14 protein-coding genes are annotated in these 23,729 nt (G+C 64.8%); 3 read left to right on the plus strand and 11 right to left on the minus strand.

Annotated features, from left to right (window positions below):
• Window positions 1–50 precede the first annotated feature (50 nt).
• Window positions 51–1,394: a hemolysin family protein gene (locus tag ACYVNQ_RS08290; RefSeq protein ID WP_460902017.1), complete on the plus strand. Its 1,344-nt coding sequence runs from the start codon at window positions 51–53 to the stop codon at window positions 1,392–1,394.
• Window positions 1,395–1,410: 16 nt separating this feature from the next.
• Here the strand turns inward: ACYVNQ_RS08290 and ACYVNQ_RS08295 are convergent, their stop codons facing one another.
• Window positions 1,411–2,190, minus strand: a complete 780-nt coding sequence (locus ACYVNQ_RS08295; RefSeq protein WP_460902018.1) for an SDR family NAD(P)-dependent oxidoreductase — start codon at window positions 2,188–2,190, stop codon at window positions 1,411–1,413.
• A 123-nt stretch (window positions 2,191–2,313) separates the two neighbouring features.
• Between ACYVNQ_RS08295 and gcvA the strand changes: the two genes are divergently transcribed.
• Window positions 2,314–3,228, plus strand: a complete 915-nt coding sequence (gcvA, locus tag ACYVNQ_RS08300; RefSeq protein ID WP_460902019.1) for a transcriptional regulator GcvA — start codon at window positions 2,314–2,316, stop codon at window positions 3,226–3,228.
• Here gcvA and ACYVNQ_RS08305 read toward each other — a convergent pair.
• The 4 genes from ACYVNQ_RS08305 to ACYVNQ_RS08320 form a co-directional block, all read right to left on the minus strand.
• The gene (locus ACYVNQ_RS08305; protein WP_460902020.1) at window positions 3,119–4,501 is read right to left on the minus strand and encodes a dicarboxylate/amino acid:cation symporter; all 1,383 of its coding nucleotides are present in this window, start codon (window positions 4,499–4,501) and stop codon (window positions 3,119–3,121) included. The two genes, gcvA and ACYVNQ_RS08305, sit on opposite strands and share 110 nt — an antisense overlap.
• A gap of 96 nt (window positions 4,502–4,597) precedes the next feature.
• On the minus strand, window positions 4,598–5,212 hold the full coding sequence (leuD, locus tag ACYVNQ_RS08310) for a 3-isopropylmalate dehydratase small subunit (protein ID WP_460902021.1): 615 nt from the start codon (window positions 5,210–5,212) through the stop codon (window positions 4,598–4,600).
• Window positions 5,209–6,627 (minus strand): 3-isopropylmalate dehydratase large subunit, encoded by a 1,419-nt coding sequence (leuC, locus tag ACYVNQ_RS08315; RefSeq protein WP_460902022.1) that lies wholly within the window; start codon window positions 6,625–6,627, stop codon window positions 5,209–5,211. The genes leuD and leuC overlap by 4 nt, the downstream gene beginning before the upstream one ends.
• A 4-nt stretch (window positions 6,628–6,631) precedes the next feature.
• Entirely contained in the window at window positions 6,632–7,510 is an 879-nt protein-coding gene (locus tag ACYVNQ_RS08320) for an alpha/beta fold hydrolase (protein ID WP_460902023.1), read from the minus strand.
• Between the two features lie 128 nt (window positions 7,511–7,638).
• Between ACYVNQ_RS08320 and ACYVNQ_RS08325 the strand changes: the two genes are divergently transcribed.
• Window positions 7,639–8,589 (plus strand): LysR family transcriptional regulator, encoded by a 951-nt coding sequence (locus ACYVNQ_RS08325; RefSeq protein ID WP_460902024.1) that lies wholly within the window; start codon window positions 7,639–7,641, stop codon window positions 8,587–8,589.
• Between the two features lie 44 nt (window positions 8,590–8,633).
• Here ACYVNQ_RS08325 and treY read toward each other — a convergent pair whose 3' ends face one another.
• From treY to treS, 6 genes are all read right to left on the minus strand, one after another.
• Window positions 8,634–11,504, minus strand: coding sequence for a malto-oligosyltrehalose synthase (gene treY, locus ACYVNQ_RS08330; RefSeq protein WP_460902025.1), 2,871 nt, complete (start codon window positions 11,502–11,504; stop codon window positions 8,634–8,636).
• The gene (malQ, locus tag ACYVNQ_RS08335) at window positions 11,501–13,747 is read right to left on the minus strand and encodes a 4-alpha-glucanotransferase (RefSeq protein ID WP_460902026.1); all 2,247 of its coding nucleotides are present in this window, start codon (window positions 13,745–13,747) and stop codon (window positions 11,501–11,503) included. The genes treY and malQ overlap by 4 nt, the downstream gene beginning before the upstream one ends.
• The gene (gene treZ / locus ACYVNQ_RS08340) at window positions 13,720–15,621 is read right to left on the minus strand and encodes a malto-oligosyltrehalose trehalohydrolase (protein WP_460902027.1); all 1,902 of its coding nucleotides are present in this window, start codon (window positions 15,619–15,621) and stop codon (window positions 13,720–13,722) included. Before treZ ends, malQ begins: the two co-directional genes overlap by 28 nt.
• A gap of 153 nt (window positions 15,622–15,774) precedes the next feature.
• On the minus strand, window positions 15,775–17,964 hold the full coding sequence (gene glgX, locus ACYVNQ_RS08345) for a glycogen debranching protein GlgX (protein ID WP_460902028.1): 2,190 nt from the start codon (window positions 17,962–17,964) through the stop codon (window positions 15,775–15,777).
• Between the two features lie 102 nt (window positions 17,965–18,066).
• Window positions 18,067–20,292 (minus strand): 1,4-alpha-glucan branching protein GlgB, encoded by a 2,226-nt coding sequence (glgB, locus tag ACYVNQ_RS08350; protein ID WP_460902029.1) that lies wholly within the window; start codon window positions 20,290–20,292, stop codon window positions 18,067–18,069.
• Window positions 20,285–23,728 carry a maltose alpha-D-glucosyltransferase gene (treS, locus tag ACYVNQ_RS08355; protein WP_460902030.1) on the minus strand — a complete coding sequence of 1,148 codons (3,444 nt, stop codon included), beginning with the start codon at window positions 23,726–23,728 and terminating at the stop codon, window positions 20,285–20,287. The genes glgB and treS overlap by 8 nt, the downstream gene beginning before the upstream one ends.
• Window position 23,729 lies beyond the last annotated feature (1 nt).

Below are 23,729 nucleotides of genomic sequence, written 5' to 3' on the forward strand. Positions count from 1 at the left end.
GTTCCTTGCACGCTCTATACTGACGACTTTTGTCGCCGGAGCCCATCGCTTTGATCCAGCTGGTCGCCCTCATCGGTGCGTTGCTGCTTGTCGCACTGAACGGATTTTTCGTCGCCGCCGAATTCGGCCTGGTCAAGCTGCGGCAAACGCGCGTGCAAACGCTGGCGCAAAGACACGGCGTGCGCGGCAAGCTGCTGGCCAAGGTACACGGCAGGCTCGACGCGTATCTGTCCGCCTGCCAGCTCGGCATCACGCTCGCGTCGCTCGGTCTGGGCTGGGTCGGCGAACCGGCCTTCGCGGATCTGCTGATGCCGTTGTTCAGACTGCTCGGCATCCAGTCCGAGCCGATGATGCACGGCATCTCGCTGTTCTTCGCGTTCTCGGTAATCTCGTTCCTGCATATCGTGGTCGGCGAACTCGCGCCGAAGTCGATGGCGATCCGCCAGTCGGAGAAGGTATCGCTATGGGCCGCGCCGCCGCTGTATGCGTTCTACTGGGGCATGTACCCGGCAATCTGGGTGCTCAACAGCAGCGCGAACGCGGTGTTGCGCATGGCGGGCCTGTCGGCGGACCACGGCGGCGACACGCATTACTCGAACGAAGAACTGAAGCTGATCCTGCGCGCGCGCCGCACCAGCGTGGCCGACAACATCGAACACCCGGAACGCGCATACAGCCAGGACGAATGGAACACGATCGCGCATTCGCTCGATTTTTCGCGGATGACGGTCTCCGACCTGATGCGGCCCGCGCATGAACTGATCGGCTTGCGGCGCGATCTGCCGTGGCGCGACAACATGCAGACTGTCGCGCGGCATCGCTTTAGCCGCTATCCGCTGCTCGAAGACGCATCGGGCGAACGCGTGGCCGGCATGATTCACTTGAAAGATCTGCTGCTGGAGCGTCAGGTCGGCCGCTCGCTCGACGATCTGTCGAAGTACGTGCGCCCGGTGCAGTATGTAAAGCCCGACATGCCTGCGCTCGAACTGTTCCGGCGCTTTCGCAAGGGCGCGCCGCACCTCGCGCTGGTGGGCCGCAAGGCGGCCAAGCCGATCGGCTTTCTGACGCTCGACAATCTGCTCGGCGCACTGGTCGGGCAGATTCACGATGAGTTTCGCCAGAGCGACCAGGACTGGACGCGGATGGACGACGGCACGCTAATGGGCAAGGGCAGTCTGCCGGTCGTTTCGCTTGAACGCGCGCTTGGCATCGACATCGACGAAGGGCGCGCGGAATCGGTTGGCGGGCTGGTACTCCAAACATTGCGCGAGCTGCCCACCGAAGGGCAGCGCATCGAGTTCGATCATTTCGACATCGTCGTGAAGCGCATGAGCGGGCCGCGTATCGTGCTGGTGCGCGTGTATCCGAAGGTGTTCGACGACGACGGCGGTTGAGCGTCCATTAAAGCGTCTATGCGGGGCGTCCCGCCATCACGCCGCCATCGACCGGAATCACGGTGCCGGTCATCCACGCAGCCTGCGACGACAGCAAAAATAAAATGGCTTGTGCCACGTCGGCTGGTTGACCGTTGCGGCCAAGCGGATGGAACGCGTTGAACGCCGGCAGGGTTGCCTTCACCTGCTCGTCGGTCATGAAGCTGTTGTAGACCGGTGTTTCGACGACGCCCGGCGCAACGGTATTGATGCGGATATTCGAGGCAGCCAGTTCGATCGCGAGATTGCGCGTGAGCGCATGAACGCCGGCATTGGCAGCGGAATAAGCCGCCGACGGTGTCGCACCGATCGCCTGTAGCGCCCACAGCGAGCCGGTCTGCACGATCGCGCCGCCGCCGCGCAGTTGCATGGCCTTCGCGGCGGCCTGCGCCATAAAGAACTTACCCTTGAGAATCGTATCGACGAAGCCGTCGTACTCCGATTCGCTCAGCTCGAGAAACGGCTTGGGCCGGAACACGCCGGCATTGTTGACCAGCATGTCGACGCCGCCGAACGCCTGCGTAGCCAGCGCGACAAGCGCACCGGCAGTGGCGGGCAGGGCAATGTCGCCAGCCAGGTAGCGTAGCCGTGTGCCTTGCGGGTCGATCTGCGCGGCAGTTTGTTTGAGCTTGTTTTCGTCGCGCCCGCCGATCACTACGCTCGCACCGTCTTCGACGAGGCGAAGCGCTACCTCTTTGCCGATACCCGAGCCGCCGCCGGTGACGATGGCAACCTTGGAAGAAAATCTATTGTTCATGATCGCTCCTGGAAACGTTAAAAGAAACAGAAAATATCGCCGTATCGATGCTAATTTTGCGTATCAACGTGAATAGATTCAAACCAGATATTCTGTCGGTTTTCGATAGAAAAACTTCCAGACATGAAGACACCGATCTACCTGAACGCGATGCGCGCATTCGAAGCGAGTGCGCGTCATCAAAGCTTTTCCGGTGCAGCAGCGGAACTGAACGTGACGCCTGCGGCCGTCGGGCAACTAGTGCGCAGTCTGGAAGAGTGGCTTGGCGCGCAGCTGTTCGTGCGAGGCAGCGGCGGCCGCTCGCGGCTGATGTTGACGGAGGTTGCCGAACGGGCCTTGCCCGATGTGCGCGCGGGCTTCGACCGCCTGAGTCTCGGGCTCGAACGCATGAAGGAAGGCGCGGCGAACAGCGTGCTGACGGTGACCGTCAGCCCTGCCTTCGCCGCGAAGTGGCTGCTGCCGCGTATCGACCGCTTTCAGGCCGCGTATCCGGATAGCGATGTACGTCTCGATACCAGCCTGAAACTGCTCGATTTCGCGCGTCACGGCATCGATATCGGCGTGCGTTACGGCGCCGGGTCATGGCCCGGCCTGACAGCGGAAAAGTTGCTGGAGGAGGAAATCTATCCGGTCTGCTCGCCTGCGTTGCTGAAGAAGAACAAATGGCGCGACCCGCGCAAGCTCGCTGGCGCAACGCTGATTCACGATCTTTCGGTGGAGAGCGGTGCCGGTTTTGCGACATGGGACGCATGGTTCGCGTCGCTCAGCATGCCCGAACTGGCGACGCGGCGCGGCATGAAGATCAACAACTCGGCTGCGGTGCTGCAAGCGGCCATCGACGGCCGCGGCATCGCGCTGGCCCGCAGCGTGATGGCGCGCGACGATGTCGCTGCGGGTCGGTTGGTTCGCCTGTTTCCCGACGTATCGTTCAGTTCGTCGCTGGCGTACTACGTGGTGTATCGCGCGGAGAACGCGAGTCTTGCGCGTCTGGTTGCGTTTCGGCAATGGTTGAAAGAGGAAGCGCGGAAGCTGACATAGCGCCCACCTGCGCAGCGCGCGCACCCAACGCCACCGCCAGCCTGTTGCGATCCAGTCCACCTTCCGAAGCCGACACGACGATGGCCGCCACCCCATTGCCGATGATGTTCGTCAACGAGCGGCACTCGGACATGAAGCGGTCGATGCCGAGAATCAGCACCATCGCGCCGACCGGCACGGTGGGGACCACCGAAAGGCTCGCGGCGAGCGTGATGAAGCCCGCACCCGTCACACCGGTCGAGCCCTTCGAGGTTAGCATCGTCACCAGCAGCAGCGTAATTTCCTGCGCAAAGCTCAGGTGCGTGTTGGTCGCCTGCGCGAGAAACAGCACGGCGAGCGTCATATAGATATTGGTGCCGTCGAGGTTGAACGAATAGCCGGTCGGCACGACGAGGCCCACCACGCCGCGCGGGCAGCCTAGCCGTTCGAGCTTGTCCATCAGTTGCGGCAACGCAGCTTCGGACGTGGATGTGCCGAGGACGATCAGCAGTTCATCGCGGATAAAACCGATAAATCGCCAGATGCTAAAGCCGTACACACGCGCGACCGCCCCAAGCACGATCGCGACGAACAGAAAGGCGGTCAGATAGAACGTGCCGATCAGTTTGAGCATCGGCAGCAGCGAGACGATGCCGTAGCGTCCGATGGTGAACGCCATCGCACCGAAAGCGCCGATCGGCGCGAGGCTCGTGATCATCCGCACAATTTTGAAGAACGCTTTGGACAGCGTTTCGACGAGACTCGTCACCGGCGCGGCAGAGTCGCCCAGCAACGTGAGGGCCGTGCCGAACAGCATCGCGATCAGCAGTACGGGCAGGATGTCGCCCTGTACAAGCGCGCTGAGGAAAGTCTCGGGTATCACGTGCGAGATAAAGCCGACGATACCTTCGCCATGAGCGGCCTGCGCCGCATAGCCGGAAACCGCCTTGATATCGAGCGTAGCGGGGTCGACATTGAAGCCGGCGCCGGGCTTGAGCACATGCGCGGCAACCAGGCCGATCGCGAGTGCCAGTGTCGACGCCACTTCGAAGTAGAGCAGTGCCTTGCCGCCGACTCGCCCGACCTTCTTCATATCCTGCATGCCCGCAATGCCTGTGACCACAGTGCAAAAGATCACCGGGCCGATGATCATGCGCACGAGTTTGATAAACAGATCGCCGAGCGGTTTCAGTTGCACGGCGAACTGCGGCGCAAGATGACCGAGCAGCACCCCTGCGACGATAGCGACCAGCACCTGCACGTACAGCACGGTGTAGAGCGGTTTGCGTTTCATGTCTCCTCCTTTTTTGAGGCAAAGCGGCGCCTGCCCCTCTTCATCGGGAGGGGTTCGGCGAGGCGAACGGTGCAATGGTTGTTGGAGCGGCGGCGGCTACATCACCTGCGCCCACGGACGCCGCGCGAAATGCGCGCGTTCAAAAGCTTCGATATCGGCGACGGAGGCGAGCGTCAGATCGACCGTGTCCATCCCGTCGATCACCATCCGCTTGTGACGCTCGCCGATCGCAAACGCGTATTGCTCGCCCGTTGCGGACGTGACCGTCTGGCCTTCGATATCGATACGCAAGCGCGCTTCGGGTGTTTGCAGCGACGCGTGAATCAGCGCGTCGATCGCATCGCGTTCGAGCGGCACCAGCAGCAAGCGGTTATTCATCGCATTCGAGTAGAAGATTTCCGCGAAGCCGGGCGCGATCACCGCCTGAAAACCATATTGTTGCAAACCCCATACGGCATGTTCGCGGCTCGATCCGCAGCCGAAATTTGCTCCGCCAAGCAGGATGCGCGGGTTCGCGTAACCGGGCTGGTTGAGCAGACAATCCGCCCGCGTGGCGCCGTGTTCGTCGAAGCGCAGGTCGTACAGCAAGCCATCGGCGAGACCCGCCTTGTCGATGATGCGCAGGAACTGCTTCGGCATGATCTGGTCGGTGTCGAGATTGTCGATCGGCAGCGGTACGGCGTTGCCTTCGATCAGCGTGAGGCGGGTCATGTTGTGTGGGTCTCCAGCGTGCGTACGTCGGTGATGCAGCCCGTCAGCGCGGCGGCCGCGGCCATCGCCGGGCTCATCAAATGAGTCCGGCCGCCGCGTCCCTGACGGCCTTCGAAATTGCGGTTGGTGGTCGATGCGCAGCGTTCGCCGGCGTCGAGTACATCGTCGTTCATCGCGAGACACATCGAGCAGCCCGGCTCGCGCCACTCGAAACCGGCATCGATCAAGGTCTGCGCAATGCCGTCGCGCTCCGCCGCGCGGCGCACGCTGCCCGAGCCCGGCACCACCATCCCCCGTACGCCGGGCGCGATGTGTTTGCCGCGCACGATGGCCGCTACCGTGCGCAGATCTTCGATGCGTCCGTTGGTGCAGGAGCCGATAAACACGCGGTCGATGCGCGTGCCCGCGAGCGGCTGGTTCGACGCGAGGCCCATGTAGTCGAGCGCGCGGCGCAACGATGCGGCGGCTTCGGGGGTGGCCTGGGCGGCTTCATCGGGAATGCGCGCGTCGATCGCGATGGCCTGGTCGGGACTCGTGCCCCACGTGACGAAGGGCGCGATGTCGCTCGCGTCGAAGCGATATTCGGCGTCGAACTGCGCATCGCGATCGGAGTACAGCTCGCGCCAGTCGGTTAGCGCGGCTTGCCATTGCGCAGCGTCAAGCGACGTGGCATGAGCGCGCACGTAGTCGAACGTGGTGTCGTCGGGCGCGATCAGCGCGGCGCGCGCGCCGGCTTCGACGGTCATGTTGCACATCGTCATGCGCGCCTCGGCGGACAGCGCGGCGAGCGCCGAGCCCGCGTATTCGACTGCATAGCCGCGCGCGCCTTGCGCGCCGATACGGCTGATCAGCCAGATCACCATATCTTTCGACGAGGTGCCGTACGGCAGCGTGCCGTCGAGCGTGATGCGCATGGTCCGGGCCAGCCGATAGACAAGCGTTTGCGTCGCCAGCACGTGCTCGACTTCGGATGTGCCGATGCCGAACCCCAACGCGCCTAACGCGCCATACGTCGTTGTGTGACTGTCGCCGCACAGCACGACCATGCCGGGACGGATCAGCCCCAGTTCCGGCGCAACGATATGTTCGATGCCTTGCAGCGGATCGTTCGCGGCTAGCAGCCGAATGCTCTCGCGTTCGCAGTTGCGCGCGAGGTTTTGTGCCTGCGCGAACGACGCCGCGTCGCGAATCACGCGCGGCGATTCGGCATGCGTCGGGATCACGTGGCTCACCACCGCGAGTTGCTGACGCGGCCGGCGCACCGCGCGGCCGCGCGCTTCCAGTGCGCTGAAGGCTTGCGGGCTGGTGTACTCGTTCATCAGGTGCAGATCGGCGTACAACAGCACGTTCTGTTCGTCGATGCGCGACACGAGGTGCGACTCGACCAGCTTGTGGTACAGGGTTCGATTCGACATGGCGTTATGCAGTGAGGAAGGGCAATACGTGATCGAGCAGCAGTTGCGGTGCTTCTTCGGGAATGTAGTGGCCGCAAGGCAAGGCGCCGCCTTGCACCTGCGGTGCGTAGGGCCGCCATTCGGCGAGTGGATCGAAACATTGTTCGATGACGCCTTGCGCGCCCCACAGCGCCATGAATGGGCAGGCGATATGGCTTCCGGCTGCGAGCGTCGCGCGATCGTGTTCGAGATCGATCGTGCCGCTCGCGCGATAGTCCTCGCAGATGCCGTGCGCGGTGTCGGGATCGGACAGGCAACGCAGATATTCGGCGTACGCTTCTTTAGTGAACGGCGCGAGCCCTGCGCTGCGGGCACCGATGGTCTGCTTCAGATACAGATCGGGATCTGCGCGGATCAGCGTTTCCGGAAACGGCGCGGGCCGCACCAGCATGAACCAGTGCCAGTAGGCGCGCGCGAAATCGAACGAGGTCTTTTCGTACATCGCGAGCGTCGGTGCGACATCGAGCGTGACGAGCCGCGTGACCGCCTCCGGATGATCGAGCGCCATGCGCACGGCGACGCGGCCGCCGCGATCGTGAGCGAGCACCGCGAACGATGTGTGGCCGAGCCCGCGCATCAGCTCGAGCTGGTCGAGCGCCATGCGGCGCTTCGCGTAGTTCGAGTGGTCGGCGGCGCCTTGCGGCTTGCTGCTATCGCCGTAACCGCGCAGGTCGGCGGCGACCACCGTAAAGCGTTCGGCGAGCGTGGGCGCGACCTTGTGCCAGATCGCGCTGGTTTGCGGATGCCCGTGCAGCAGCAGCAGCGCAGGTCCGCGTCCGCCCGTCACCGCGCGAATCCGGATGCCGTCGACCGTGGCCGATGCATCGGTAAAGCCTTCGAACATGGTTGTCTCCCAAGATTGATTCGAGTCTAATTGATGACATTGGCGATTGGGTTTCCGAAAAAGCAATCTAGTCGTAACTTCAAGGAACGAATCACGCGCAACCATGCGCAACGCGGGGAGCATCGGCGATGGACGGCTTTTCTGACCTCAATCTGTTCGTGCTGGTCGCGCGGCATCGCAATCTGGCGGCCGCCGCGCGCGAACTCGGCGTGACGCCGCCGGCCGTCAGCAAACGGCTCGCGCAACTGGAGCGGCGTCTCGGGGTGCGCCTGATGAACCGCACGACGCGGCGGCTGAGCCTCACGCCGGAGGGCGAGCTTTACCTCGCGAACGGCTCGCGGATTCTCGACGACCTGTCGGAACTGGAGCAACTCGTCACGCGTAGCCGCGGCGAGCCGACTGGCCTGCTGCGCGTGAATGCGTCGTTCGGTTTCGGGCGGGCGCGCATCGCGCCGGCGGTGTCGGAATTCACCGCGCGCTATCCGGCGATGAAGATCCAGTTGCATCTGACCGACCGGCCGATGAGCTTGCAGGAAGAGGGCTTCGATGTGGGCATCCGCTTCGGCCAGGTGCCCGATGCGCGCATCAATGCGCGTCTGCTATTGAAGAACCGGCGCATCGCGTGTGCTGCGCCGGCTTATCTCGAACGGCATGGCAGGCCGTCGACGCCTCAGGAGCTGACGCATCACGCGTGTATCGTGCTGCGCGAGAACGAGTCGGCGTACGGCACGTGGCACTTCACGCGCGGCAAGCGTACCGAGACGATCAAGGTCGACGGCTCGCTATCGAGCAATGACGGCAGCGTGGTGCTGCGTTGGGCACTGGAAGGGCGCGGGATTGTGGTGCGCTCGCAATGGGAGATCGAAAGCCATCTCGCGCGCGGCGAGCTCGAGCCTTTGCTGGTCGATTGGGCGCTGCCGGACGCGGACATTCATGCGATCTATCTGGAGCGCAACCAGCTTTCGGTGAAGCTGAGAACCTTCGTCGATTTTCTCGGCGATTATCTGCGTGGCGTGACGGATCAGCAGGAGGGCGGTGCTGCGCCCCGCAAGCGCAGTAGCCCGGGCAAGTCCCGCTGACGTTGACGCTGAGACTCGCGCTCATGCTCACGCTCAGCGCGCCTTCACACTCGCGGCACGCCTTCCTCCACCAGCACCGCGACCGGCATCGACGTCAACGCATCGCGCAGATACAGCAAGCCGCTGTCTTCAACTTTCGGCGCAGAAGGGCTCAGCCAGTCGAACATCGAACGCGAGAACAGTTCTTCCGGCATCTGCACGGCGGTATCGTCCCAACGCAGCGGCTCGACCAGCGGCACATCGTCATGTTGATCGAGCAGCGGCACCGCCAGCCGCGTCGCAATCACGACTGCCCACGCATTGCCGTGCCGCCGCGCAAACGCAATTGCGCGCTCCGCATGCGGTCCTTGCACGGTCAGCGGCAAATAGGATCCCTGGCTCAGCAATTCCGGCAGATGCGTGCGCAACGCAAGCATCCGCTGCACCATCGCAAGCTTGACGCGTCCGTCGCGCCAGTTACCGAGAAATTCGGATGGCGGTTTTTCGACAAGCAATGCGGCGCGCCCGGCAAAATCGACGGGCCGCCGGTTGTCCGGGTCGACCAGACTGAAGTCCCACAGCTCGGTGCCTTGATACAGGTCCGGTACGCCCGGCGACGCGAGCCGCAAGATTGTTTGCTGCAGGCTGTTGATTGCTCCCGCCTGACCGATGCGCGCAACAAAGCCGCACAGCTCGCGCAAAAAACCGTCGCGCCGCTGCGGCGCGAGGATGTCGAACAGGAACGTGCGACACGCATTTTCGTAGGCTTCGTCGGGCGCGAACCACGTCGTGTGCAGCTTCGCTTCGCGCAGCGCCTTCAACTGCCATTGCGCAACGCGCTCGGCCAGCGCCGCGATGCCGGCTTCGTCGTCGGCGCGCAGTTCCGGCGGCCAGCAACCGACCAGCGTCTGATACAGCATCGCTTCGTTGGCCGCACCGGGCGCCCATGCGTCGGCGAGACCGTCTACTGTGCCGGCGTCATCGAGCGCGCGCCGCTGCGGCGCATTCAGCGTCGACCAGGCGCGCACGACGGTGCTCCACTCGTCGGCGATTTCGCTTAGCACCGCGAGGCGCGCGCGCACGTCTTCGCCGCGCTTGTGGTCGTGCGTCGCAGTCACCAGCATCGCGTGCGGAAAGCGTCGTGCGCGCTCCTGGTTGCTCGCATGAAACTGTTCGACCGATAGCGAGAATTCGCCCGGGTCCGCGCCGACTTCGTTGCGCGACAGCAGCCGTCCGTAGCGATAGCACGCGGTATCTTCGATCGATTTGGCGGCGACCGGCGCGGTCAGTTGCGCGAACAAGGTTTGCACCGTGCGCCGCGCGGCGGCCGCGTGATTGAACGCGTTGGCGGCGGCACTCTGCGGCGCCGGCGCCGCAGCGCGCGGATGCGTGACGGCGGGTTCGTCCGCGCCGCTGCCCAGCCACGCGTCGACCCGTTCGAGTACCGCCCGGTCCGCGCGCGACAGCGAGCGTTTCGCGGCGTCGAGCGCAGGCTCGAAATAAACGTTGTCAGCTGCGCTGCGCAAGCCGTTTTGCGGATAGACCCGATACACGCTGAAATGCGTGGCCAGCTCCGCCACTACGCGACGGATCGACGTGTATGTGAAGTCGCGCGTGCTCAAGCCATCGCGTGCAATGCGATGCAGCGCGCGCGCCGCGCGGTCCAGTTCCGCCGAAAGGTTCTCCGCCAGAATCTTGCGACGCGCGGCGAGCGCTTCGTCGGCGAACGCGGCGCTGCAGCCGCTCAGTTCCGCCCACAACGCGGCCAGCGGTTCGGCGCCACGCGGGTCGTGCAGCAGCGCGCCGACATCGTTCATGAAGTCGTAGCCGGTGGTGCCGTCTACCGGCCAGTCGTCGCGCAGCGCTTCACCGCGCGCGAGAATCTTCTCGACGACGATATACGGTGCGCCTTCGCGCAGCTCCGACAAACGCTGCCGCAGGCGCTGGCAGTATTCGCGCGGTTCGGCGAGCCCGTCGATGTGATCGATGCGCACGCCGTCGATCACGCCTTGCTCATACAGCCGGAAGGTCAGCGCATGCACTGCCTCGAATACCTCAGGGCGCTCGACGCGCATCGCGGCCAGCGTGCTGATGTCGAAGAAGCGCCGCCAGTTCACTTCATCCGCGGCCGTGCGCCACCACGCGAGCCGATAGTGCTGGCGCTCGAGCAGCCGATGCAGCCGGTCGCGCGTGACCGGGTCTGCGGGCGAATACGCCTGCAGCACGAACTCGATTGCGGCGGCGTTGTTCTGCTTCACGAATTCGCGCAACGCGGTGCATGCTTGTGCGGCGCGCGGATGGTCGGCTGGTTGCGTGGTGAGCCCTTTGAACCCTTCGGCAAGCGCGCTCAGATCGGCGCGATCCGCGGACTCCAGAATCGCCGCGTAGTCGACCGGGCACACAGGGCACACATGCTCGCCGTATTCGATCTGGAAGCGGCCATTGTCAAACGCGCCGCCGTCAGCGACGTAACGCAGCTTGATGCGGCCGGCGGCGAGTTCATCGCCATACGGCGCGCCCAGACACGGCAGCAGCACCTTGCCTCGCAACGCCGGGTCCGGCGAATGCCAGTCGACATCGAAATGCCGCGCAAACGCGCTGTGCCGCCCCCATTCGAGAATGTCGAGCCACCAGCTGTTGTGCGAGCCGGCGATGCCCATGTGGTTCGGCACCACGTCGACGATCAGCCCCATGCTGCGTTCGTGCAGCTTGTCCGCGAGGCGCTTCAGGCCCGCTTCGCCGCCGCATTCGGCGCTGACCTGGCTGTAGTCGACGGTATCGTAGCCGTGCGTCGAGCCGGGCGTCGCGGTGGTCACCGGCGACGCATACAGATGGCTCACGCCGAGCGCGGCGAAGTAGTCGAGATGCGCGAGCGCATCGTCGAACGTGAAGCCCCGGTGGAACTGGAGTCTGAGCGTGGAGCGCGGGACGGTCATGGCGTATCCGGCAGCGAAGAAGCGGAAGCGGAAGCAGAGGCGGACGCAGAAGCGTTCGACGTGGCAGCTGCGATACGCGCCTCGTCTACCGCGCGCAGACGGTCGCAGAAGCTCGCGTTCGCAAACAGTTCGTCGACCGGCTGTGGCGTGCGGCGGCGCCAGTTCGGATGTTGGTCGATCGAGCCCGGCAAGTTCGGCTGTTCGTCGAGCGCGAGCAGATCTTCGAGCGGATAGGTGACGAGCGTCGCCGGTGTCGCGGCGACGAACGCCAGTGCTTCGTCGACGGGTGCCTGTTCGATCGGCGGCGCGGCCACGCCGGGCGCCGCCACACCGGCTTGCTGGAACGCCTGCCACAGTGCGGCGCGATCGTCGGCGCGCTCGGCCTGTGCCGCCTCGACGGCATCGCGGCCGTCGCTGCGCGGCATGGTCTGGCCGATCTTGTTGCGCCACATGATGTCTTCGCCACGCCACCAGCCTTTGACGGTCGGCAGATCGTGCGTCGTAGTGGTCGCCACGGCGCTGCGGTCCCATGCGGACGGCGCGGTAAAGCCATTGCCCTTCGGCGTGCGTTCGAACCACAGTACGCGGATGCCGGACAGGCCGTGATCTTCGAGCCGCTCGCGAAACCCGGGCGGCACCGTGCCGAGATCTTCGCCGATGACGATCGCGCGATGCCGCCACGATTCGAGTGCGATCAGACGCAGCAGGTCGTCGAGCGGATAGCGCAGATACGCACCGTCCTTCGCGCGTTCGCCTTCGGGCACGAGCCACAGGCGGCGCAAGCCAAGGATGTGATCGATGCGCACGCCGCCCGCGTGCGCGAACACGGTGCGCAACATGTCGATAAACGCCGAGAAGCCCTGGTTGCGCATCGCGCGCGGCGAGAAGGTCGTCAGGCCCCACGACTGGCCGGCCTGGTTGAACAGGTCGGGCGGTGCACCGACCGATACGCCGTGCAACATGTCGTCGCAGTACGACCATGCGTGGCTGCCCGCGCTGTCGCAGCCGACCGCGAGGTCGGCGATCAGGCCCACCGCCATGCCGGCGTCGCGCGCCGCATGCTGCGCGTGCGACAGGCCTTTGGCCGCGAGCCATTGCAGGAACAGATGAAACTCCACCTCATGACGATGCTCGCTGGCGAACGCTTCGACTTCCGCACTGCGCGGGTCGCGCAGTGCTTCCGGCCATTTGCGCCAGTAGCCTTCGCGTTCCGGCTGCGCGAGCCAGTACGCGTGCAGCGCTTCGAAACGTGCGTGGTCTTCGAGCGCGCGGCCGCCGCGCTCGCAGAAACCGTGGAATTCCAGCGCGCGCGGCAAGCCTTGCGCGACGTCGTGCGCACAGAAGCGCTCGAACAGCACGCGCAGCACCTTCAGCTTGAGCGGCACGGCGTTCGGCCAGTCGATCAGCGGTAGCGTTTCGAGCCGGTCCCACGCGGCGCCGGCTTGCGCCGCGTCGATCGCCTGACGTGCCGCTTCGGCGCCGAATACCGCCGCCGGGTCGATATGCGCGACATTCAGCCACAAGCGCGACGACGGCGCATACGGACTGAAGCGCTCGGGTTGCGCGCTGAACATCGCATGTGTCGGGCTGACCGCGAGCGCATGCGCGCCGTGCTTCGCGCTGCCGATCGCCAGCGCGGCGAGCGCGGAATAATCGCCGATCCCGCCGTCGCCCGGCCGCCGCAGCCCGTAGATCTGCGCGGCGATGCTCCACAGCGGCGGCATCGGTTTGCCGTTCGTGTCCATCGTGCGCCACGCATCGGCCACGGTATAACAACGCGCCGGTGCGACCGCGAGCGTGATCCGGTGGTCGTTGATCACGAGCGTGTGATAACCGGCTTCGTCGACCGGCGACAGCAGCGCTGCTTCGCCTTTCGGCGCGGTGAAGCGGCCATCGATCAGCGCGCCGCTCTCCAGTTCGACCCGGTAGCGGCTGCCCGACTTGATCGACGCAGCCGGCAACGCGATGCCGCGCCCGCACTCGGCGGTCATCAGCGGCGGCAGCTTGCGGCCGGACAGTTCCGCTTCGAGCGCGGCCGCGCTATGACGCATCTGGGTGGCCGTGCCGCAGGTCAGGCCCATGCGTTCGAGCAGCGCGGCGAGCGTGCTGTCGGGGACGCGCTGCATCATCTGATGCGCGTTCTGCCATTCAATCTCGAAGCCCGCGCGCGACGCGAGGGTTTGAATCGATTCGCTACTGCTGGCGCGTTTTGCACTCACGCGTGTGACTCCTGTTTTGCGCATTCGCGCGCATCGTGTGCCTTGGCGTATTCGCTGACGTCGCCGGTCAGCCACGCGACGTACGTATAGCCTGGTAATTCGCCCGCACCAATGCGCTCGCGCACGCGCGGCGGCGTTTCGAATATCACTTTACCGGGCGGCAATTCGGCGAGCGTCACCGCGCCTTGCTGAAGATTCAGCACGATCGATAGCGTTTGCCCGTCGTCGAGTTTCCAGCGCGCGGCCAAGGCATTCGCTTCGCTGCCGTCCTGTGCGTGCAGCACGCTGGCGCCCAAAGGCTTTGCATGTTTCAGACGCGGCATCAGCAATTTTGCACGTACAGCTAGCGCGGATTTGTAGAAATGCATCCATTCGAGCCTCTCGGATGACGCGTCTTCTTCGAGCCGTGGCGACGACGTGACGAGCGTGCGCGGATCGTTCGGATCGGGAATCTGCGCGCGGCGCTGTTCATCCGCGAAGGCCGAAAAGCGCGCGAATTCGCGGCGCCGGCCTTCGTGCACCGCATCGGCGAGATCGCCGGTGTAGTCGGTGAAAAACTGGAATGGCTGCTCGGAGCCGTACTCTTCGTCCATAAACAGCAGCGGAATTTGCGGCGACAGCAGCAGCAGGCCGGTCGCGGCGCGCAGCGCGTCGTCGGAGCACAGCGAGCGCAGCCGTTCGCCTAACGCGCGGTTGCCGATCTGGTCGTGGTTCTGCAGGAACATCACGAACGCGCTCGGGCGCAGATGCCCGCTCGGCTCGCCGCGCGGCTTGCCTTCATGGATCGGCGATGCTTCGCCCTGGTACGCAAAACCGCTCGACAGCACGCGCGCGAGCTTGCGGATCGGTTGCCGCGCATAGGCGTGGTAATAGCCTTCTGTTTCGCCGGTCAGCAGCACGTGCAGCGCGTTGTGCGCGTCGTCGTTCCATTGCGCGGTGAAATGCGTGTCGAGCAGGTTTGCCGTGTTGCGCTCGTTCTCGAGCACCAGATGCACGTGCCGGCCGTGCTGTACTTTCGCGCGGATATGGTCGGCCAGTTCGCGCAGCCAGCCATCGTTGTTGATCGCATGCACGGCGTCCAGTCGCAGCCCGTCAAAACGGAATTCGTTGAGCCAGTAAAGCGCGTTGTCGAAGAAGAACTCGCGTACTTCCACGCGTTCGAAATCGATCGCCGGCCCCCACGGCGTGTGCGTGCCTTCGCGGAAAAACGGCCGCGCGTATTGATGCAGGTAATTGCCGTCGGGTCCGAAATGGTTGTACACGACATCGAGAAACACCATCAGGCCGAGGCCATGTGCGGCATCGACTAACGCCTTTAGTTCATCCGGGCGGCCATACGCGGAATCGGGCGCGTACGGCAGTACGCCGTCGTAGCCCCAGTTGCGTGCGCCGGGAAAATCGTTGAGCGGCATCAGTTCGAGCGCGGTTACGCCGAGTTCGACCAGCGCGGGCAGCCGTTGCATTACGCCCGCGTAGCCGCCGAGCGCGCCGACGTGCACTTCGTACAGCACGGCTTCTTCCCATGGCCGGCCGTGCCAGTCCGTATGTTGCCAGCGATAGGCGCGCGGATCGATCACTTCGCTTGGGCCATGCACGTCGTGCGGCTGAAAGCGCGATGCCGGATCGGGTACCGTCAACTCGCCGTCCAGCCGGTAACGATAGAGCGTGCCCGCGCCGCATTCGGTCTCGAGTTCGAACCAGCCGTTGCCGCTCGCGCTCATGTCGCGCTCGCCGCTGCAGGCGCCGCCCTCGAACACGAGCTGCACCTTGTTGCACGACGGCGCCCAGAAACGGAAACGCGTGCGCGGTTTCGCGCCGCGCGCGCCGAGCACTTGCGCGCCAAACGGCAGGCAGTGCGCGTGATGATGCGCGTGGGGGTCAATCGGGCTGTCATGCATGATCTTCACCTTTCGTCACTGACTTGTGTAGCAAACGGCTAGTCGTACACGGCCATTTGCACACGCCTGCTTGCGGATGGTTCGCGGCGTTGCTGCACGCGCCAACACGCAAGCTCACGTGCCCCTATGTACGTTACGTTGCGTTATGTGCCCTTATGTACCACCTGGCCGCAGCGGCCGCGCGCTCTGCAGACCCGCGCCATGCTGCGGGCCGGCGGTCGAGCCAGTCGGCCAGTCCGCTGCGCCGACCGGTTGCGCCGCCAGCACGACCAGCGCATGTGCCGCTACATTCACCTCAGGCTGCGCAAGCCGATGCGGTGGCGCATCCGGGTCCGCCGAATCCACCAGCACGTGCCATTCCAGGTACGGTGGCGGTGGCGTAAAACGCAGCATGTCTGCGGATGCGTTCAACATCATCAACAATACTTCCGTTTCGCCGCTGCGTCCCGGCCCTGCGCGACGCAGCGTAAACGCGCGCCCTTCGGGGTCCTGCCATGCTTCGATCGTCAGCGACTCGCCGCGTTCATCGAACCAGCCGACATCGAACAGCCCCGGCAGCACCTCGCGGTCGCCGACCAGAAAACGCGTTTCGCGCAGCAGCGGGTGGTCCCTGCGCAGCGCGACCATGCGCGTGACGAAGGCGGTCATCTTCTGGCCGCTCGCCGACGCCGCGCGCTGCCAGTCGATCCATGAGATTTCGTTGTCCTGGCAATACGCATTGTTGTTGCCGTTCTGCGTGCGGCCCGCTTCGTCGCCGGCCAACAGCATCGGCGTGCCGAGTGCGATCAGCAGCGTGCCGATCAGCGAACGCGCGACGCGCTCGCGCGTTTCGTTGATGATCGGATCGTCGCTCGGCCCTTCGATGCCCCAGTTCGAGCTGCAGTTTTCGTTGTGGCCGTCGTTGTTGTTTTCGCCGTTGATCTCGTTGTGCTTCTGTTCATACGACGTGAGGTCGGCGAGCGTAAAGCCGTCGTGCGACGCGACGAAATTGATCGACGCGGTCGGCTTTCTGAAGCGCCGGTTGAACAGGTCGGAAGAGCCGGTCAGGCGCGCGGCGAGGTCGGGACGCAGGCCCGCGTCGCCGCGCCAGAAACGGCGCACGCAGTCGCGAAAACGGTCGTTCCATTCGCTGAAGCCGGGCGGATGATTGCCCAGCTGATAGCCGCCCGGCCCGATATCCCACGGCTCGGAGATCAGCTTGCGTTGCGACAGCACCGGGTCCTGGCGGATCGCATCGAAAAAGCCCGAACCTGGATCGAAGCCGGCATGCTCGCGGCCAAGCGTCACGCCGAGATCGAAACGGAAGCCGTCGATGTTGAACGCAGTCGACCAGTAGCGCAGCGAATCCATCACCATCTGCAGCACGCGCGGATGCGGCAGATTCAGCGTGTTGCCGCAGCCGGTGTCGTTGATGTGATGACGCTCGTCGCCGGGAATCAGCCGGTAATAGCTGGCGTTGTCGAGGCCGCGCCACGATACGGTCGGGCCGGTCTCGCTGCCTTCGCAGGTGTGGTTGTACACCACGTCGAGAATCACCTCGATGCCGGCCGCGTGCAACTGCCGCACCGCAATGCGCATTTCGTCGAGCCGGTGCGAGGTCAGATAGGAAGGTTCGGGCGCGAAAAACGCCGCGGTGTTGTAGCCCCAGTAGTTACGCAAGCCGCGCTCGACCAGAAAACGGTCGTTCAGGAACGCATGCACCGGCAGCAGTTCGACAGCGGTCACACCGAGCTTCAGCAGGTGATCGATGAATTCCGGCGAAGCGAGCGCCGAAAAGGTGCCGCGTTCCGGCGGCCGCAGATCGCTGCGCATCATCGACGCGCCGCGCACATGGGTTTCGTAGATCACCGTATCGCCCCACGGCACGTTCGGGCGCCGGTCGTGCGACCAGTCGAAGGCTTCGTCCACCACCACGCATTTGGGCATCGCCGGCGCCGAGTCGCGCCGGTCGATCGACAGGTCGAGCCGGTTCGAATGCATCCGGTAGCTGAACAACGCATCGGACCAGCGGAACTGCCCGGTCAGCTTGCGCGCATATGGGTCGAGCAGCAGCTTGTGCGGATTGAAGCGATGACCGTTTTGCGGCTGATACGGCCCATGCGCGCGAAACGCGTAGACGGTGCCCGGATGCGCGTGCGGCAGATAGCCGTGCCAGATTTCATCGGTGCATTCGGGCAGCGGGTAGCGCTTCAGCTCCTTGCGGCCGCTGGGTTCGAACAGACACAGCTCGATGCGCTGCGCGTTGGCGGAGAACACCGCGAAATTGACTCCCAGGCCATCCCAGCTCGCCCCGAGCGGATAGGGCGAGCCCGGCAGCAGCCGGTCGGGCAATACATGCGACATGGTTCCCGTTCCTTGTTCTGGTTTAGCGACGATCGGGGCAGCTTGGGCCAGCATACGCCGCATCGGCGGGACGCACTATGGTGCGGCGTGTGCCGCACATGCTCAATCCGCGCGCAGCACGATAGTCGCAAGCGGCGGCAGAATCAGCGCGGCCGAATGCGGCCGCCCGTGGCTCGGTACATCCTCGGTATGAATCAGGCCACCATTGCCGAGATTCGAACCGCCGTACACCGCCGCATCGCTGTTCAGGATCTCGCTCCAGCGGCCTGGCCGCGCCATTCCGATCCGGTATCCCTGACGCGGCACCGGCGTCATATTGCACACCATGACGACTTCGCGGCCGCTGCCGTCCATGCGTCGATACGCAAATACGCTGTTGTCCGCGTCGTCGCCGACGATCCACTCGAAGCCGCCAGGCTCGCTATCCAGCTGATGCAGCGCGGGCTCGCTGCGGTACACGCGGTTCAGGTCGCGCACCAGCTTCTGCACGCCGTGGTGCAATTCGTCATCGAGCAGATGCCAGTGCGGCGAACCGTCGTGATCGAACTCGGCCATCTGCCCGAATTCGCCGCCCATAAACATCAGTTTCTTGCCGGGATGGGTCCACATAAACGCGAAGTACGCGCGCAGATTCGCGAAGCGCTGCCAGCGGTCGCCGGGCATCTTGCCGAGCAGCGAGCCCTTGCCGTGTACCACTTCGTCGTGCGAAAGCGGCAGCACGAAGCGCTCCGAATACGCGTACACCATGCCGAAGGTCATCGTGTGGTGGTGCCAGCGGCGATTGATCGGATCTTCCTGCATGTAGTGCAGCGTGTCGTGCATCCAGCCCATGTTCCATTTGAACTGGAAGCCGAGGCCGCCGCTGTCGACCGGCGCGGTGACGCCCGGCCAGGCGGTCGATTCCTCGGCAATCGTGATCGCACCGCGCACGCCCGGCATGTTTTGCACTTCGTGATTCAGGCGCTTCAGAAACGCGATCGATTCGAGATTCTCGCGTCCGCCATAGACGTTCGGCACCCACTCGCCGGCCGCGCGCGAATAGTCGCGATACAGCATCGATGCGACCGCATCGACGCGCAACGCATCGACGTGATAACGCATCAGCCACGCGAGCGCAGAGGCGATCAGGAACGCGCTAACCTCGTTACGGCCGAGGTTGTAGATCATCGTGTTCCAGTCCTGGTGATAGCCTTCGCGCGGGTCCGCATGTTCGTACAACGGCGTGCCGTCGAATTGCACGAGGCCGTGCGCATCGTTCGGGAAGTGCGCGGGCACCCAGTCGAGAATTACGCCCAGGCCTGCTTCATGCGCGCGGTTCACGAAATGCGCGAACTGCTCGGGCGAGCCGAAGCGCGCCGAAGGCGCGAACTGCCCGAGCGGCTGATAGCCCCACGAGCCGCCGAACGGATGTTCGGCGATCGGCATGAACTCGATGTGCGTGAAGCCCATCTCCTTCGCATAGGGAATCAGCCGGTCCGCGAGTTCGGCCCAGTCGAGGCCGCGATGTCCTTGTTCGGCGACGCGCAGCCACGATTCGGCGTGCACCTCGTAGATCGACAGCGGCGCGCGCGGCGTCTGCTGGTCGCCACGCGCGGCCATCCATTCGCTATCGCTCCACTGGAACTGCTCGATCGCGTCGACGTGCGCGACCACCGATGCGGTGGCCGGCGGCTTTTCGGTCTGCATCGCGCAAGGGTCGGCCTTTAGCGGCAGCGGATGGCCGTCGCGCGTCAGCATCTCGTACTTGTAGCGTGTGCCGGCGCCGATCCGCGGCACGAACAGTTCCCACACGCCGGCCTGATGGCGCAGCCGCATCGGATGCCGGCGGCCGTCCCATGAATTGAAATCGCCGACCACCGACACGCGCCGCGCATTCGGCGCCCATACCGCGAAGCGTACGCCGGGCACGCCATCGATTTCGACCGGCCGCGACCCGAGGCATTCGAGTATCGCGTACGGGTCGCCCCACGCGACGCGCTGCAGCGGCTCATCGCCGAGCGTCGGGCCGAACGAGTAGGGGTCTTCGATTTCCTGCACCGGGCCGTGCCAGTCGATCCGCAAGCGGTACGGCACCGCTTCGCTGACCGGGCCGGCAAACAGGCCGCCCTGATGCAGCGGATGCAGTTCGCCGAGCGCGCGACCGTTATCGCGCGCGACCACGGCGACGCGTGCCGCATTCGGCAGCATCGCGCGCACGACCGGCCCGGCATCGGTGTGATGCAGGCCGAGTTGCGCGAACGGATCGGGGTGCCGCCCATCGACCAGTGCGTTGATATCGATCGGATGAAGTCCTGCTGCTGCGTGATGAACGCTACTTTGCTCACTCATGATCGTTCTCTGCAACATGCGGCGGCTGACTGCCGCCGCCGGGTGAATGAGGCGCGCCGGTATCGCCGAGCAGACGGCTCGTCAAGGCTGCGAGGCCGCGCACCGGCAGGCTGAGCCACGTGGGCCGGTTGGCGGCCTCGTAGCGGATCTCATAGGCGGCTTTCTCGATCAGGAACAGATCGAGGAAGGCCTGTTCGTCGGCAGGCGCGACCAGCGGTTGCGCCGCCTGCTCGGTGGCTGCACGGTACTCGGCGAGGAAGGTTTCGGCTGCGTGGCCGCGGAACCGTTCGAACAGCGCGCGCTTGCGGTCCGCGGTGGGCTGCGGTGCGGCTTCGGTGGTGGACTGCGCGGCGGCGCTTGCGTACGACAGCGAGCGCAGCAAACCGGCGACGTCGCGCAGCGGGCTGGATTTCGCGCGCCGTTCTTCGAGTTCGCGCGCGGGCTCGCCCTCGAAGTCGATCAGGAACGCATCGCCTTGCGAGACCAGCACCTGGCCCAGATGGAAGTCACCGTGAATGCGCGTGCGCAACGCGTGTGCGCCGGGCTTGACGAGGTTCTTCACCGCTTCGACCAGTTGCTCGCGCCGGTCGAGAACGCTGCGCGCGAGCAGCAAGGTGTCGTCGGTCAGGTGGTCGATGTTCTTGTTCAGCACGTCGAGCGCGGTGGTGAGCATCGCTTGTGTGCCGTCGATCCACTCGCGCACCTGTTCGGCGTCGGCCGGTTCCGGCGCGAACGCGGCGTCTTCCGACGGCGAGGCGAGCGCGACATGCAGCTCGCCCAGCCGCCGCCCGATGATGCCGACAAAATTCTGATAGCCGAGCATCGCATCTGCTTCGTTGATGCGGTCTTGCTCGCCCTCGCCGCCGTCCACCGCGAGCGCGAGTTCGTCGACCGCGCGGCGCAGGTAATCGAGCGCCCAGTTCCACGCATCGCCCTGGTTGTCGATAAAGCCCTGCAGAATGCACAGCGTGTGCGGAATGCCTTGTGGATCGACGCGCACCACTTCGCCGTACAGCGGCGCGGTGTTCGCGTAGCCGAGCTGGGTCAGGTAGCGGCTCATCTCGGCTTCCGGATGCACGCCGTTCAACAGGCGCCGCACCAGCTTCAGCACGATGGTGTCGGCGACCACCAGCGAGCTGTTGCTTTGTTCGGCTGCCAGCCAGCGAATTTCCGGTTGCTCGCCGAGTTCGAGTTCATCGAAACGCGCAGTCGGCACGAAGCGGATCTCGCTCTTCTGCACGGTCGGCACCACGGCGCGCTCATGCAGCTTGCGCAAAATGCCGTACGCGAATTGCGGCAGCGCGAAGCCATCGGTCAGCGTGCCGATGTTGCGCACGCGGCGCACACGGGCGAGCGCGAGCTGCATGAACAGCGGGTTGGTCGTATCGGAGCCCCACGTGATGGCCAGCGGCAGCACGTAGCGCTCGGTGTGGTTGCCGACGTCGGCTTCGATTTCGGTGAACGCGAAGCCTGCGTCGGGAATCGTCGTCAGCGCGGCGAGGCGCACCGCATGCAGCTTCTGGTCCTTCGACGCAAACCAGCGGCGCCGCACCAGCCACGACGGCAGCACTTCGGATTCGAGCAGCCGCACGTTTTCCGGTGTCGGGCCAACCTGGCCTTCGCGGATCACGATCGTCACGAAATCGGGCAGCGGTTCGGACGGCGCCTGGCTCCATGTCGGGCGCTGGTTGCTCGAGCACAGCAGGAACCACAGGAAGCCGTACGGCGGGAAGGTCAGCAGATAGGTCAGCTGGCCGATCGCCGGGAACACCGAATCGGATGTCATTTCCACCGGTACGGTGCCGGCGAATTCGGATAGATCGAGTTCGACCGCCTGCGGCGCGCGCGACAGATTGGCCACGCACAGGATCGCCGGTTCGCCCGGCATCTCGCGCAGATACGCAAGAATCTTGCGGTTGTCCGGCTTCAGGAAGCGGATCGAGCCGCGCCCGAACGCGTGTTTCGAGCGGCGCGTCGCGAGCATCCGGCGCGTCCAGTTCAGCAGCGAGTGCGGGTCGCGGCTTTGCGCTTCGACGTTCACCGCGTCGAAGCCGTAGAGTGAGCCCATCACCGGCGGCAGTACCAGTTGCTCAGGGTCGGCGCGCGAGAAACCGCCGTTGCGGTCCGACGACCATTGCATCGGCGTGCGCACGCCGTCGCGGTCGCCCAGGTGAATGTTGTCGCCCATGCCGAGCTCGTCGCCGTAGTAGATCACCGGCGTGCCCGGCATCGACAGCAGCAGCGAGTTGATCAGTTCGATGCGGCGGCGGTCGCGTTCCATCAGCGGCGCCAGACGCCGGCGGATGCCGAGATTCAGACGCGCGCGGCGGTCGCTGGCGTAGGTGTTCCACAGATAGTCGCGCTCGGAATCGGTGACCATCTCGAGCGTCAGCTCGTCGTGATTGCGCAGGAAGATCGCCCACTGGCAGCTTTCCGCGAGATCCGGCGTCTGCTTCATGATGTCGGTGATCGGGAAGCGGTCTTCGCTGGCGATCGCCATGTAGATGCGCGGCATCAGCGGGAAGTGGAACGCCATATGGCATTCGTCTTCGTCGCCGAAGTATTCCTGCACGTCTTCCGGCCACTGGTTCGCTTCGGCGAGCAGCATCCGGTTCGGATACTCGGCGTCGATGGTCGCGCGGATTTTCTTCAGTACCGCGTGCGTTTCCGGCAGGTTCTCGTTGTTGGTGCCTTCGCGTTCGACGAGGTATGGCACCGCGTCGAGCCGCAGCCCGTCGATGCCCATGTCGAGCCAGAAACGCATCACCTGCAGCACTTCGCGCAGCACCGCGGGATTGTCGAAGTTCAGGTCCGGCTGGTGCGAATAGAAGCGGTGCCAGAAGTACGCGCCGGCTACCGGGTCATGCGTCCAGTTGGACGGTTCGGTATCGATAAAGATCACGCGCGTGCCGGTGTACTTCTGGTCGTTCTCCGACCACACGTAGTAGTTGCGATGGTTCGAACCGGGCTTCGCGCGCCGCGCGCGCTGAAACCACGGGTGCTGGTCCGACGTGTGGTTGATTACCAGCTCGGTGATCACGCGGATGCCGCGCGCATGCGCGGCCTGGATAAAGCGCTTGACGTCGCCGAGCGTGCCGTAGTCTTCGTGCACGTTGCGATAGTCGGCGATGTCGTAGCCGTCGTCGCGGCGCGGCGACGGATAGAACGGCAGCAGCCAGATCGCGTTGATGCCCAGTTCCGCGATGTAGTCGAGCTTCGCCATCAGCCCGGCAAAGTCGCCGACGCCATCGTTGTTCGCGTCGAAGAACGACTTCACATGCACCTGGTAGATGATCGCGTCCTTGTACCACAGCGGATCGTCGGACAGCGTCGACTGTTTGCGCCGCCGCGAAGGCTGTTCGCTGGCCGGCGCTTCCGCGGTCGGGTCGGCGATGGTGGCCTGCACTGCGTTATCGGAAGGATCGTCACGTTTCATG

It is taken from the genome of Paraburkholderia jirisanensis (assembly GCF_054782355.1).